We start from the raw sequence: 13,763 nt of genomic DNA on the forward strand, positions 1-13,763 counted from the left end.
TTCATTAATTAATTTTTTTGTTGCCTTGTCTCCAGAAGAGCAGCAAAAACGCGGTAAGGAAATTTGGACAAGAATTGGTAAGATCGATAGCATTACTCTGGCAAAAAGAATCCAGTATATTAAAAATAATAAAACATTTATTAGTATCATCGACTTGGGCTACTTGAAAAATCAGCTTCCAAAAGATACTGTAAAATCAATATTTAAGAAATATCCCGAGGAAATCAGGAATAGCAAGTATGGCAATGTCGTTAGGACTTATCTAAAAAGAGATGTTTTGGAAATCGGTGATACCTTCTATGATTTCGAAGGATTAAATCAAGAAAAGGAGAAGGTTAAGCTTTCCAACATTAGGGATAATGAAAAATTTACTTTAATTGACTTTACTTCAACTCATTGCGGGGCTTCTATGCAAGCAGTTGAGGAACTCTCCCTGGTTTACAAGAATTACAGCGATTCTTTGACCATTATAAGTTTCTCTGGAGATCCACAAAAAGAGGCTTGGTTAGAAGGAGTAGAAAGAGATGGAGTGAAATGGAACAGCATCTGGGATGGAAAAGGAAGATTTAGCGAAACATCCATAAGTTACGGAGTTACCGGCTTCCCAACATTTGTTCTCATAAGTCCGAAAGGAGAAATTGTGGACAAATGGACGGGGTACGGTGAAGGTGATTTAACAGCTCGTCTCAAGCCACATTTATACTAGTTCATAAAAACTGCACATAAAAGGTTCAAAGAGCCTATTCAAGTGAGTGGGTGACCTCTGTAAAAGAATCCAAAGTTGAACATTTTTGATAAAAGGTGAAATAATTGAGGTGATTTTCCAAGGGTTTAACGGGCACATTCACCCTTCTTTTCACAGGTGCGCCAAAGACCCTGAATAATTAGCAGTACCATTAGTTTTAAGGTTTATTTTGTCCACACGCCTCCTCAGACAACGCATTAAATGAAAAACTTAGGTTTTCTCTACTGGAAAGCCCTATCACTAGATTCTCCTTCTGATCAACTCAATAGTGAAAAAGACTATAGGGTCATTTTAAAATAAAAATACCAATTTACAGATTCTCCACAAGTGATAACCTACAGCCTCAAACCTTCTTCTCTCAGAAATGAAAATCTTTAATTTCCTTCATAGATAAAACTTTAAATCTATGATCCCCAAAGCACATTCCCTTCCACTGCGTTTCAGGAAAAGAGCTTTGGGGGGAGGTCTTGGACACATGACTAACGGATTAGTGAGGATGTTCTAAAAAATAGAATTTTGTACTATCCGTTAGTCAAGAGTCCGCCAAATCCTTTAAGCAATTAATTTCCAGTAATGATAGATGCCTCTTCACCTAATTTTTCACCTACTCCCATCGCTGTTACCATTTATACTATTGCAAAACAACGGAATTTAGAAGTTAGCCGGCCTGAATGAAACTCAAGGTCTTTCCACCAAAATATCGATACGGCCTATCCTAATCCTAAATTCCCTAAAGGAGCAACGGAAAATGGTAACAGCGACGGCTCTACGGGAAGTAAATCAAAAGTAAAAAGAGAACTTGTTCAGATGCAAAAATTAGTTTTTGAGAAAATGGAAAACGCTCGAGATACAAAAAGTAAATCATGAAAAAGATGAAATTCAAGAATTGGATTTAATGGCATTTTTTGCTCTTCCTGCTTTTTTCTTCCTGTAATCTCAAAAACTAAAAATTCCGCCCTTTATTCCAGAAGCTTTATCTGCCCTCATCTGGCCATTTTATAAATGAAATTATTTTTGAATAATATCATTTTAAATGATTCGTATCCAAAACTTATTTTTTGTATTAATAGTTCAAAAACAAGAGGTTGTAATTATCTTTAAGTGAATAATTGTCACTACAAAACGATTCCAACAATTTTGATTGTGGAGAAAAAAAAGTCATACATTAGGGTCGGCACCCAGTACTACAAACTGGTAAATGCTCCAAGTATCTCCGGCGTGGAAAATGAAGCCCTGGTGCCATGGAATATTGAAACGATCCGACAGGACCACGGAAAGACTTTTCTTGCAGCCATTCCGAAATATGATGGCTTCACCTGTATCCCGGACCATCTGAATTTTAAATCCTCCTTCCATGATTTCTACAATACCTATGCGCCGTTAAGTCACATGCTAAAAGAGGGACATTGTGGGGTATCTTTCAAATTTGTCAGGCACATCTTTGGAACTTATTATGAGCTTGGTCTGGATTACCTGCAGCTATTATTTACCAGGCCCACTCAAATCCTGCCTATTCTCTGCCTGGTGTCCCGGGAACGTTCAACGGGGAAGAGTACTTTTCTAAAATGGCTTAAGCTCATCTTTGAGAACAATCTCACTTATCTCACTAACGACAGTTTCACTAGCCAGTTCAACTCAGATTGGGCAAACAAACTCTTAATCTGTATAGATGAAGTACTGTTCAACAAAGAGGAACTTACAGAAAGGATCAAATACCTCAGTACTACCAACATCAATAAACTTGAGGCCAAGGGGAAAGACAAGCGGGAAGTGGAATTCTTCGGTAAGTTTATCCTCTGTAGTAACAATGAAGAAAACTTTATCAAAATAGATCACCACGAAACTCGCTTCTGGGTTCTGCAGGTACCGGTTATAAAAAAAGAGCAAACGGGGTTTTTGGAAGCCCTGTCCAAAGAAATACCGGCTTTTCTGTTTTACTTGAAAAATAGGAAGCTCTATTCCAAACACCAGACAAGGATGTGGTTTACAGCTGATCAAATAGAAACTCCTGCCTTGAAAAGACTGGTGCAGAATAACCGGAACCGGGTGGAAAGGGAATTGGCCGGTATTCTTCTAATGATCATGGAAGACCATGATCTGGAAACACTTGATCTTTGCCCGATGGATGCTTATAACGCTATAAATAAATCAAGGCTCCGCTTCGATCTTACCCAAATCCGCAATATTCTGAAGAAGGAGTGGAAACTGGAGAACCAAAGCAACTCGAACCGCTATCAAAAGTTCCTGCTCTGGGGAGATGGCTCTACTACCTTCAGAGAAGCTAAAGGACGCTATTTCACTATAAACAAAAATTTCCTCCTGGAGAATTTTGAGGATGTCAAAAATACCTGAATTCCTGCTTCTGGGGGAAAAAATGATGAAATGATGACAAAACGATGACAGGGAAACTCCAGTGTTTGCGGGAGGTTTCAGCTGCTGTCATCGTTTCATCAAAATGAAGACTGCTTTTGAAAGAAAAACTTTTGAAACTATTCTATTTTTTGATGAATTGATGACAAAGTAAGATAAGACTAGTAATAGCAAGGGTTCCAGCTGTCATCATTTTGTCATCAAACTGTCATCAAAAATAAAATGATGACAAAAAACGAGACGACAAGTTTCTTTATAAAAAGCTACAATTTGATGTAAATAATATGCTGATGAGAACAAAAAAGATGAACTGTGAGGAAGCACGAAGCATAGGCATCTTTGAAACGCTGATAAAGATGGGTCACATCCCCACTCGCAAATCAGAAAAAGAAGCCTGGTTCCTAAGTCCCCTGAGAATTGAAAAAGAAGCCTCTTTTAAAATCTCCTTTAGATTGAACAGGTGGTATGACTTCGGTATTGGGAAAGGAGGAAACGTGATCGACCTGGTATGCCTAATCTTAAGTTGTTCCGTAGCCGAAGCACTGGCTTATTTGTCAGATGGGATACCCGTTGCTAATTCTTCTCTGAATATCCAAATTAGGTGTAAGGAAATAGAACGTGCAAATAAGGTTTGGAAGATCTTACCTATAGAACATAAAATGCTCAAGAAATATCTTCAAACTCGCAATATCCCTGTTGAAGTAGCACAAATCTACTGCAAGGAAATCTGGTATATATCGAATGGTAAAAGATTCTTTGCCTTGGGCCTGCAGAACCATTTAGGAGGCTGGGAGCTTCGCAACCTTTACTTCAAAACCTCCACACCTCCTAAAAGCTATTCCTATCTGAATCGGGGAAATAACCAGATCATTGTACTGGAAGGAATGTTTGATCTTCTGTCTTTAGCAGTTATCAATCCCGAAGAAATTGAAAAGGCTGATCTATTGATTCTGAATTCTCTGTCTTTTTTACCTGAGGTCCTTGAGATTTTCACCCTCTATTTAACTGTGACATTATACCTGGACCGCGACTCTGCTGGAATCGGAGCAACTGAAAATGTTCTGAGAAGCTGCTCTCATTGTAAGGATGGGAGCCAGTTGTTTAAAGGCCATAAAGATTTGAATGATAAACTTATTCATAGCACCCATGACAGGAAGTATAAACCATTAAAAACAAAATCAGGCTAATGACTTACTTCTACTTTTTTGAGTAGCAAAGCAAGATGTGTCATTGTCATGACAATCTTGCTTTGCGCCCGGAGGTTGCAAAGACTGAAAACAAAAAATGAAACGAGAATTCATTCAAATTCGCTGCTCGATTTACGAGAAGAAGCTACTCAAAAAAAGAGCGGCCAGGGCAGGAATTTCTCTTTCAGAATACCTCCGGTCCACTGCTTTTGAAAGAAATATTGTTGAAAGAATTACACCAGAACAACTGGAATTCTACCGCTTACTCGTACAATACAAAACTAACTTTTCCAGAATAAGCAGCATGTTTAAAAATCGAGATCCTCAGCTAGCTGCGACTGTGAAAAATCTGGCTGAAGAAATAAGAACCCACTTAAAAAACTTTAGAAAATGATTGGGAAGGGACACTCCATATCGCGGACAAAAGAATCTATAGCATATGGCTGGAACCAGGAGAAAGATGCCGAAGTGGTTCTTAAAGAATTTTTGGCAGGAGATACACCGCAGGAGATTGCCGAAGAATTTAAGATCATACAGTCACAAAATAACAGATGCATCAATAACACCTTAAGCTTTGTGGTGAGTCCCACCATAGAAGACGGAAAAAATATAACCCGGAAAGATCTGGGAGAAATAGCCAAGCGATTCTTGAGAGAGATGAACCTAAAAAACCACCAGGCAATTTCCTTTGTTCATAGAGATAAGGAACACACCCATATTCATATTTATGTGAATCGCATAAGTATGACAGGAGAGACGTACAAGGACAACTTTATTGGAAAAAGAAGTCAAATTGCTGCAGATAACGTGGCCAGGGAGATGGGACTTACAAGGGTCAGGGAAGTGCAACAGGATAAGCTTCAGGAGCTAAATCAACATCGCAAGGAAGTTCAGAATATTCATGAAAAGGTTTCCCTCTCTAAACCGAAATCTCTAGATGAGTACATAAAAAGAATGCAGGAGCACCGGGTGACGGTGATCCCATCAATCAACAAATCGAATCAGCTACAGGGTTTCCGGTTCGAATTTAAAGGCATAAACCTAAAGGGAAGTGAGATACACCGATCTATGAGTGGCAGTAAAATTGTCCTTGGAATTAGCCAGAATAATAGTTTCACAAAATTAAAAGAAGCACCAAAGTCTTTCAAGTTGGCCAGTAATACAATTCAACTTAGCACCGGATTTATAAATAAAATGGTGAAGGATTTGGTGAAGCAAACCATAAAAAGGGCGCTGGATCCAGGCATAGGATTTTAAAATAAAACAAGATGAAGAAGCTGGATGAAATCATGGAACTTATGGCTGATGAAATGCAAGACTTTCAAAATGGTCTCTTGCAGATGAAAAAAATGACTGATGATCTCAACACCCGGAGCATTCCTATTACTACTGAGGTGTTGGAAAAACAGTTAAAATTTTTCTTTCAGCAGCAACAGGAAAAGGAAGCAATAGCAGCTGAAAGACTAACTGCTATTAATATAAAATTAAAAAATGCCTACATACTCCCTAAAAATTTAGGCATGATCTTAGGAAGTCTTCTGATCCTACTCGTCAGCTTGATTGGATATCTCAGTTTTGAATTAATAACATTTAAAGATGAAAAATTTGAAAATCACCAATCCAGAGAATATGATATATTTTTTGAAGGGTATCCTGAGCAGAAAGAGATATTTGATCAATGGCTACAAAATCATGATATTCCCTAAGACACTAATTAGGCCTAATCCCTCCTAATTATGTTTAGCTGAATCAAATAAATTTAAATAATTTTCAAATACGTATAACCTTCCTCTTTGCCCTCCGGTAATTTCTTTAAGAATTTCTTTTTCTTCAAGTAGAGAAATCAGTTTATAAGCAGAAGTAGGCGTCTTATCAATAATCATTGCCACTTTAGACGCATCAACAATAGGTTTAGTATAGAGATATTCCAAAACTTTTTTACCGTCCCCACTTCGAGATCCTAAGCCTTGAATTTTTGACTCTACTTCCTTCTGCAATTGCATAATACCATTAAATGTATTTACGCCAGATTTTGCAGTTTCAATAACTCCAGTAAGGAAAAACTTGAACCATTGTGTTAGATCATTATGTGTTCTAACCCGCATGAGGTTGTCATAATACAAGACTCTATTCCTTTCGAAAAAATCCGATAAATAAAGAATTGGCTGCTTCAAAATCCCTTTGTTCACAAGGTATAATGTTATCAGAAGCCTTCCAACTCTTCCATTCCCGTCCAGAAATGGATGGATGGTCTCAAATTGATAATGAATAAGTGCAATCTTTAATAAATCAGGCAAGGGATTGAGATCATTATTTGCAAACTTTTCAATGTCTGACATAAGATCCCCCACAGAAGTGTGGACTGGGGGAATGAAAACTGCATCATTAAGATTTGCACCACCAATCCAATTTTGACTTGTACGATATTCTCCAGGTAATTTATGCTCACCTCTTACTCCGCTCAAAAGAATTTATGGGTTTGTTTGATTAGCCGTGATGAGAATGGAAGCGTGTGTAACATTTTAACTGCTTCATTCATGGCAGCGATGTAATTTTGCACTTCCTCCCAGTCATCTCTTTTATCCAGAGAAATATCAGCTTTATCTAAAAAAGCCTCTTCCATGTTCGTTTGAGTACCCTCAATTTTAGAAGATTGTGTGGCCTCTTTAGCAATATGCATGCTAATAAACAATTCAATATTGACATATTCGGAATACATGTCTAATCTTCCAAGATGGCGATCTGCTTTACTTAAAAGATTGAAAATCTCCATATTGTCAATTTCCCAATCTTTATTTATAAAGGTGGGTTGAAAGCTTTTGAAATATCCTTGGTTAACTGATTTTCCAGCCGTAAATGTTTTCATTGAAAAATGGAATTACTATCCTACTTATTCCACAAATTAAGTGAAAATTAAAATTACAACATCTCTTATTCCAATTTTTACTCAAAAACTAAAATAAGCTATCCTCTAATTAAAGCTAAATGACTATGAAAAGGACCTCCTGTAAAAAAAACTGAAAGAGGGATTTACCAGTCTCGGCAAGTAAGAACTAGTTGTAACAAAGATTTCATTTTCTGATCCTTAAATTTTAACCTGTACTACATGAATAAAAAGTTCATTAAATATCCATACTCTCCAAGGGAATAACAGCTTAATTTTAAGATTATTTTATAGATTTACTATATAAGCCGCAGAACCTGGTTCTACCTACCGGTAGACTGTAGCCAGTAAATCTAATTCTTATAAAAATGACTATACCACAGTATCTTGAATTTCTGAATGACCGATACAGGTCCGGAATTTCCAGAGAACATTCCTACCGTGGAGACCTTGAAAACCTAATTCACTCTTTAGTCCCTGAAATTCATGTGACCAGAAAGTTGAGTTTTGAAGACATACTTTATTATCAAAAAGATCATAATAGCTTTAAATGAGACGAATAGGCTCATGAAGGAGATAGATAAAGTTGAATTGGAATAATAATGAAAAAGGAAATCTTTGATACACAATATGCAAGCTTTGAAGGAGATGATATTTATATATCGAGAGCTGAGAGTGGTAGGCGGGGTTATACCTGTATCGGCTGTAAACGACCTTTAGAGGCTGTTATACAAAAGAAAAATCCAAAACATAGATCTTTTTTTAGACACATTGTAGATCCAGAATCACGAGATACATTCCACTGCTCTTTTGATAGTAGAAAATACCTGGAAAGAGTTGTTGAAAAAATAATCATTCAAAAAGGTTCCATTCTCCTTCCGAAAGTGGTAAAATATCCTCCTCTTGGTTCTTCTAATCCTCCACTTTTACTTCAGGAGGAAAAAGAAATGTTTGCAGAAAAAGTTAAGGCTCAGCAGACAATTTTTATAGATAGGAATTTACAGATCGATCCAGCCGAAGAAAATGAAAGCGGAAACAAGAACAAATATATACGTCCGGATCTGACATTTTACGATAGCAATGGGGCTCCACTCTTATTTATTGAAATAGTCATCACTCATCCTGTTGATGACAAAAAGAAGGCAAAATTGATCAGCCTTGGTATAGACACAATACAAATTGATTTGCCTCATGGCGACAAAGATGAATTGAAAGAAATTATAGATTCGGGAATAAATACAAAATGGGTTTTTAACCATGAAGAATTCTATACAGACTACTTTTCCATTACCGGCGAGAATAGAAGAGAATTTCCATCAATTAATGAGCAGCAAAGAAGCTTTTTTCAAGAATCTTCCACATGCAGAAGAGCCAGAATTAGAGAGCTTGTATATGCAATTGAACGAAGTATGGAGACTGATCAATTTCATACAGTTGAAGAAGATCTTAGAGTTGAAGTCAATCGAGTTGGAAAACTTTCAGAAGCAGCAAGAGCAAGACTGGCAGAAATGGAAACAGAACAAGAAGCAGACCTATATTCAGAATTTGAACCAGAGGAGAGAAGCCTTAGAGAAGCTGAAAAAAGAGAACGAACAGAATACAAAAAAATTGAACAGAGACATAAAGACCTGGAAAACCGATATAATTCAAAAGCAGAAGAGCTTAGAGCAGAGGAGCAAGCAATTCGAGCTAGAGAGCGAGACGTTTTTGGAGTTGAAGACCCTTTGGAGCACCTTCCACGACGTATCAAGGCAGTATCGGGTGATATTGACCGCCTCCAAGGAAAGATCGGAAAACAAGAAGCCGAAGAAGTCAAGATTGGCGACGAAGAAAGAAGAATTGATGAACAACTGGAAAAATTTGCTCGAATTGAAGCCAAACTTTTCAGCTAGACAGCGAATAATTCTATATGACGAAATGAAGAATAATGATTTTTGTAAGGAAAATGATTTTTTTAAATCCAGGTTTAATCAGAGATCTTTTGACTTTGATTAGAAATTCTCGGTTTAATCAAGTCAATAAATCACCATATTATCAAAAAAATATCTTTTTAAAATAACTTCAACTTTATTCAAATTGGAATTAAAATATCTTCAAAATAATCTGGCCCAGATCAAAAAAGCTATTACACAAGACCGGTTAGTCATTTTTGCCGGGGCTGGAGTTTCGTTTGACTCTGGACTACTTTTGTGGAGTCAGCTGATCAATAAGATAAAGAAAAAGCTGGATTTTGACACTCATGAGAGTGACCCATTAAAATTGGCTCAACTGTTATACAATGAGAAGGGTGAAAAAGAATATAATGAAATTCTTAGGAATTTGATATTTGAATCTTCTACCACTGCAAATCCTATTCATAAAATTTTGTTCGAATTAAATCCTCAGCATATTGTAACTACAAATTATGATTATTTTTTTGAAGAAGTTATTGATCACGAAGGTCTTCCCTTTTCGGTAATTTCGAAAGATCCTGATCTACCATATGCAGATCATAAAAATCTATTAATTAAGTACCATGGAGATTTCAATAATAAGAATATTGTTTTAAAGGAAACTGATTATCTGGAATTTTCAAACACAAACATACTCAAAGAAACTTTTGTGAAATCCTTATTTAGTAATAAGGTGATTTTGTTTGTGGGATACAGTTTCTCTGATATTAACCTAAAGATTTTGCTCAGAGAGGTGCAACATTTATTGAAAAAGCATAAACAAAAAGCTTACTTAATAACTCCTGAAATAGAAGTTCCAAATTCAGAGAAGTCTTATTTCAATAATTTTGGTATCAATATTATTAATTACAATCCTGAGCTCTTTGCAGTAAACCCTCCTAATGGTTCTTTATCAACCAAAGGACAGAAAGTATATTCCATTTTAAATTATTTATCTAAAATTAAACTGTTTGACAATGACTATTCTTTGACGGAAGAGGCCAGCTTCAAAAATGTGGTTGAGACGTCTTTTGAATCCTTAAAAAGGTTTGGATGTCTCAGTGTTCTTCCAAAATCATTTCTTGCCTCTTTATATCCTTTTAATAAAGACTCTAAGCAACCACCAAATTTAAATGTTGATGAGGATAGATTAATTTTTTTTAGTAGAAATATTTATGATGCTCTGGTGGAAGTATTTAGTGCCAGTTCCGCGCAAAATGAACTAAGTAAACAAGCTTATTACATTAAAAAAATTCTATTAGGATCTGGAATAAATGAAATTGCATATGCTGGTAAACCAAAAGGACTTGGACAATATATTCCAAATGAAAATGACATATATGAAATTAATTGGAAAGAGAAGGGGAAAGTTTGTGATTGTTTTGGATGTCTTCTAGACCGTTTTGAATATCAAAAAATCTTAAAAAAATCAGAGGCTTATAGAATTTCCAGTTCGACTGAAATTTTAGAAGATTTGAAGTACTCGTACCTACTATACAAAATTGGAGATTACCTAAAGAGTTTTAAGTCCTTTCAAGATCTTCTGCAAAAATCTAATAAACAGGGGAGGTTCGACGTAAGCTTTCTTGCCAAATTCAACTTATTCAACTTATCAAAGTTTCTTGTCTATTCCCATGTGGACAATGATGAAATAGGATTTGAGGATTATGAAAATCTCAAACAAGTTGGAAGTTCCTATGACCTCGATAGGGAATTAGAGAAATTAAAATTTTTTTACGATAAGGATGTGTATAGGTTTTATAAAGACCTTAATAATGGAAAAATAGTTCATCGGCTTTGTATTGATCTTGACAGTTTAAAAGTTACGACATTAGAAACATTAGATAGAATAAAAGGAGGTGGATCTGGAGGCGCCAGCTTCACCGGATTGTTGAATAGAATGAAGGAATTAGATAATTTCCTGAACTTTAATTATATAATTGAAGATAACTTTTATGAAGTAAATCATTCTTTTCAGAAATCCTTTGAAAGCATTATTGTCGGATATCTTATAAAAGATATTCCCTTAAACAGTAGAACGTTCAATTTTGGAAAACCACATATAAAATATTTTAATTTTTGGATATCCGATATTCTTATTAGAAGAGCTGATCCAGAGAATTTGTATAAAATCTTGCGGAAATCAGAACTGCAAAACATAAAGTTTCACGAGGATGAAATTAATAAATTGTACAATCACATTTCTCAATTCTTAAATAATGCATATGAACAAAACAAATTTTTCGGAGGCAAGAGTGAATCTCTGATATTCAAAACTCATTTTAAAGGGAAAGAGACATTTTATAGATTTATTGATCGTCAGTTCAGTAATATCTGCATTTTATTATCTTTTTTAGAATTAGATGAAAAAGCATTATTCAGATATTTTGAGCCACTCACCGAGTTTCTTAGATACGCGGAATTTAAAGAGGTCTCTAGTAGTCTCAAATTTGTAAATATCTTTTTAATCAGAAAGGGGCATTTAATTCCCCAAAAAGAGAAGAAAGAGCTTTTAATCGTAATATATGAGCGTTATAAGTTAAACAATTGCTTTTATAGTCTGCTTACAAGTTGTAGTTCAGCTACTACATTGGAATTTTTAGATGTAAAATGGATAAATTTTCATGTGACTAATTTTAGTTCAAAGCATTTATATCCGATGTTGGACGATCGACAAAAAGTCGAATATAGAGAGTATTTAAAGGCTGAGGTTGAAAAGGAAAATAATACCTACTATTTATACTATGATGCTATCGAGAATGAGGTTATTTCAGATGTGGATTTTATTAACCAATTTAAACAGGAAATTAATTCCATTTTAAAACTAGAATTAAGTAATAAGAGTGAAAACATCATTTTTTTTAACCACCATATCCATCTTTTTTTGGTGCTGTATTTCGAAAATAAGGTTGATCTTTCCTTAATTGAAAGTGACAATATTTTTTACAAATACTATCAATTTCTATTTGATTTAAAAAATTATCCTCCAATGGAATTTGAACCAGAATGGTTGAATTTTTCAAGACCTGAGGAAATTGACCGGGAGATAGTTAAGGCTGAATATATATTCGATAGTACTGAAAAATATTTACTTAAAGAAGAAGATCCCAATCTTGAGAGGATTTATTTCAACCTTAAAAGAATACAGAATTGATCCGTTCATTTGGTTAATTAGGTATTTAAGAGAAGCTAATGTCTTTCTGAACTTCCTTAGCATAAAAATCTGCAATTTGTTGAGCATAATCCATTGAAGATTTTCCAATGTAACCAAGGAACATTTTTTCTGTGCTGTGAGCTGTGATCTGCATTATTAGAGGAGTGGGCAGTTTTCCGTATGTATTGGTAGCAAAGGATCTCCTGCAAACATGTGAACTCATTAATTGCCACTTAGGATAAGATCCTTTGACTTTTCGTTTTTCACCTTTTTCCTTTCGTTTTCCATTTTTATCTTTAGGTATAACTTTTCCATCTTCGTCTACCATCTCAATTTTTGTCCCTGCAATTACTACGTTAATTCCAGCCTTCTTACAGAGTTTTTTTAGCAGCCCGTTGAACTTTTGGAGAGAAATACTATAAGGAAGACCTTCTCTTAAAATTTCTTTGGTAACAGGTAGGACGGGAATGGTAACCTGCTTTCCGGTTTTTTGCTGCTTAAGCTCAATAACTTCCAATTTATGTCGAGTGACAAAGTTGTCCTCTGTTAGATTAAGAAGATCCTGACCTCTCTGCCCCAAATTGCAGCCTAAAAGAAGCCATTTTCGAGCGTTTTTCAATGATTCGCTCTCAAGAGGTGCCTGCTCAATTTGTTTAAGTTCTGCTGGACTCAGGTATAAAATATATTCGTTTTTTGTCTTGCCTCCCTTTACTTTTTTGAGCTGAGGACTAATTGTGAGGCCATGGATTTCTGCATCAGCACAAACTGTTTTTAGATCATCTATTTTCTTTTTTGCATAGCTTTCGGAATAGTTTCTCTTATCAAGCATCCATTCAAGAAAATCCTTGCCGAATTTAATATTCACGTCCTGCACTTTCAGCTTTTTTTTACCCTGGTAAGTTCTAATGATCTTCAGAAGGTTATTATAGGAATCAATACGGTTTTTAGAAAGACCTAACCCTCCTTTTGAATTTGCCCGTAACCCAGCAGTATCTATTACATACTGAATAGCATCTACTAAATAATCACTTTTTGTCTCTTCGCCTGGAATTGATTTCCCGTTGAAAATATTAATTTGGTTTTGAAGCCATTCACCGTTAATCTCACCTGGATCAGTTTCGTCATACCGATCAATAATTTGGTTCTTGAGATCTCTCAACCTTCTATTGAGGTTTTTCATTTCGGGAGAATTCCTCTTCACTCCTTCTAGTATTGGACTCTTCTTGCCACTACCGGATAAAATGCAGTTGGAAAGATTTACAATTTTGCCGGTGCTCTTTGTATAGTCGTGTTTCCTACCATGAATAAAACGCAGGTAAATTGTCACCGGGTCTTCCTTTCCTCTAATGATATATTTCACTGTAGCCATGGCAAAAGAATTTATTATAAAAATAAATCTTTCCCGACACTTTCCCGACATTTGGGGGCATTATATGAAGCTATTTGATATAGAAAATTATTTTATTTCTCTGAAAGACAGTATTGTAGGGGT

11 protein-coding genes are annotated in these 13,763 nt (G+C 35.5%); 8 read left to right on the forward strand and 3 right to left on the reverse strand.

All coding sequences use genetic code 11. From position 1 onward, the window contains the following. The 6 genes from ACXYMT_RS05090 to ACXYMT_RS05115 form a co-directional block, all read left to right on the forward strand. On the forward strand, positions 1 to 706 hold a 706-nt coding region (locus ACXYMT_RS05090; RefSeq protein ID WP_459058004.1), incomplete at its 5' end, for a TlpA family protein disulfide reductase. Positions 707 to 1,888: 1,182 nt separating this feature from the next. Next, entirely contained in the window at positions 1,889 to 3,097 is a 1,209-nt protein-coding gene (locus ACXYMT_RS05095) for a primase-helicase family protein (protein WP_459058005.1), read from the forward strand. A 308-nt stretch (positions 3,098 to 3,405) separates the two neighbouring features. Next, the gene (locus ACXYMT_RS05100) at positions 3,406 to 4,302 is read left to right on the forward strand and encodes a toprim domain-containing protein (protein WP_459058006.1); all 897 of its coding nucleotides are present in this window, start codon (positions 3,406 to 3,408) and stop codon (positions 4,300 to 4,302) included. Between the two features lie 97 nt (positions 4,303 to 4,399). After that, entirely contained in the window at positions 4,400 to 4,696 is a 297-nt protein-coding gene (mbpA, locus tag ACXYMT_RS05105; protein WP_459058007.1) for a mobilization protein MbpA, read from the forward strand. Continuing rightward, positions 4,693 to 5,559 (forward strand): relaxase/mobilization nuclease domain-containing protein, encoded by an 867-nt coding sequence (locus ACXYMT_RS05110; protein WP_459058008.1) that lies wholly within the window; start codon positions 4,693 to 4,695, stop codon positions 5,557 to 5,559. Before mbpA ends, ACXYMT_RS05110 begins: the two co-directional genes overlap by 4 nt. An 11-nt stretch (positions 5,560 to 5,570) precedes the next feature. Continuing rightward, on the forward strand, positions 5,571 to 6,008 hold the full coding sequence (locus ACXYMT_RS05115; protein ID WP_459058009.1) for a DUF6730 family protein: 438 nt from the start codon (positions 5,571 to 5,573) through the stop codon (positions 6,006 to 6,008). Between the two features lie 24 nt (positions 6,009 to 6,032). Here ACXYMT_RS05115 and ACXYMT_RS05120 read toward each other — a convergent pair whose 3' ends face one another. Then, the gene (locus ACXYMT_RS05120; protein WP_459058010.1) at positions 6,033 to 6,767 is read right to left on the reverse strand and encodes a Fic family protein; all 735 of its coding nucleotides are present in this window, start codon (positions 6,765 to 6,767) and stop codon (positions 6,033 to 6,035) included. Continuing rightward, positions 6,764 to 7,168: a Fic/DOC family N-terminal domain-containing protein gene (locus ACXYMT_RS05125; RefSeq protein ID WP_459058011.1), complete on the reverse strand. Its 405-nt coding sequence runs from the start codon at positions 7,166 to 7,168 to the stop codon at positions 6,764 to 6,766. Before ACXYMT_RS05125 ends, ACXYMT_RS05120 begins: the two co-directional genes overlap by 4 nt. Before the next feature lie 620 nt (positions 7,169 to 7,788). On the opposite strand from ACXYMT_RS05125, the gene ACXYMT_RS05130 reads away from it, so the two are divergent. Further along, the gene (locus ACXYMT_RS05130) at positions 7,789 to 9,078 is read left to right on the forward strand and encodes a hypothetical protein (RefSeq protein WP_459058012.1); all 1,290 of its coding nucleotides are present in this window, start codon (positions 7,789 to 7,791) and stop codon (positions 9,076 to 9,078) included. Positions 9,079 to 9,262: 184 nt separating this feature from the next. After that, on the forward strand, positions 9,263 to 12,271 hold the full coding sequence (locus tag ACXYMT_RS05135) for an SIR2 family protein (protein WP_459058013.1): 3,009 nt from the start codon (positions 9,263 to 9,265) through the stop codon (positions 12,269 to 12,271). A 25-nt stretch (positions 12,272 to 12,296) separates the two neighbouring features. Here the strand turns inward: ACXYMT_RS05135 and ACXYMT_RS05140 are convergent, their stop codons facing one another. Further along, positions 12,297 to 13,640 (reverse strand): tyrosine-type recombinase/integrase, encoded by a 1,344-nt coding sequence (locus tag ACXYMT_RS05140; RefSeq protein WP_459058014.1) that lies wholly within the window; start codon positions 13,638 to 13,640, stop codon positions 12,297 to 12,299. Positions 13,641 to 13,763 lie beyond the last annotated feature (123 nt).

Source organism: Salinimicrobium sp. CAU 1759 (assembly GCF_054482715.1).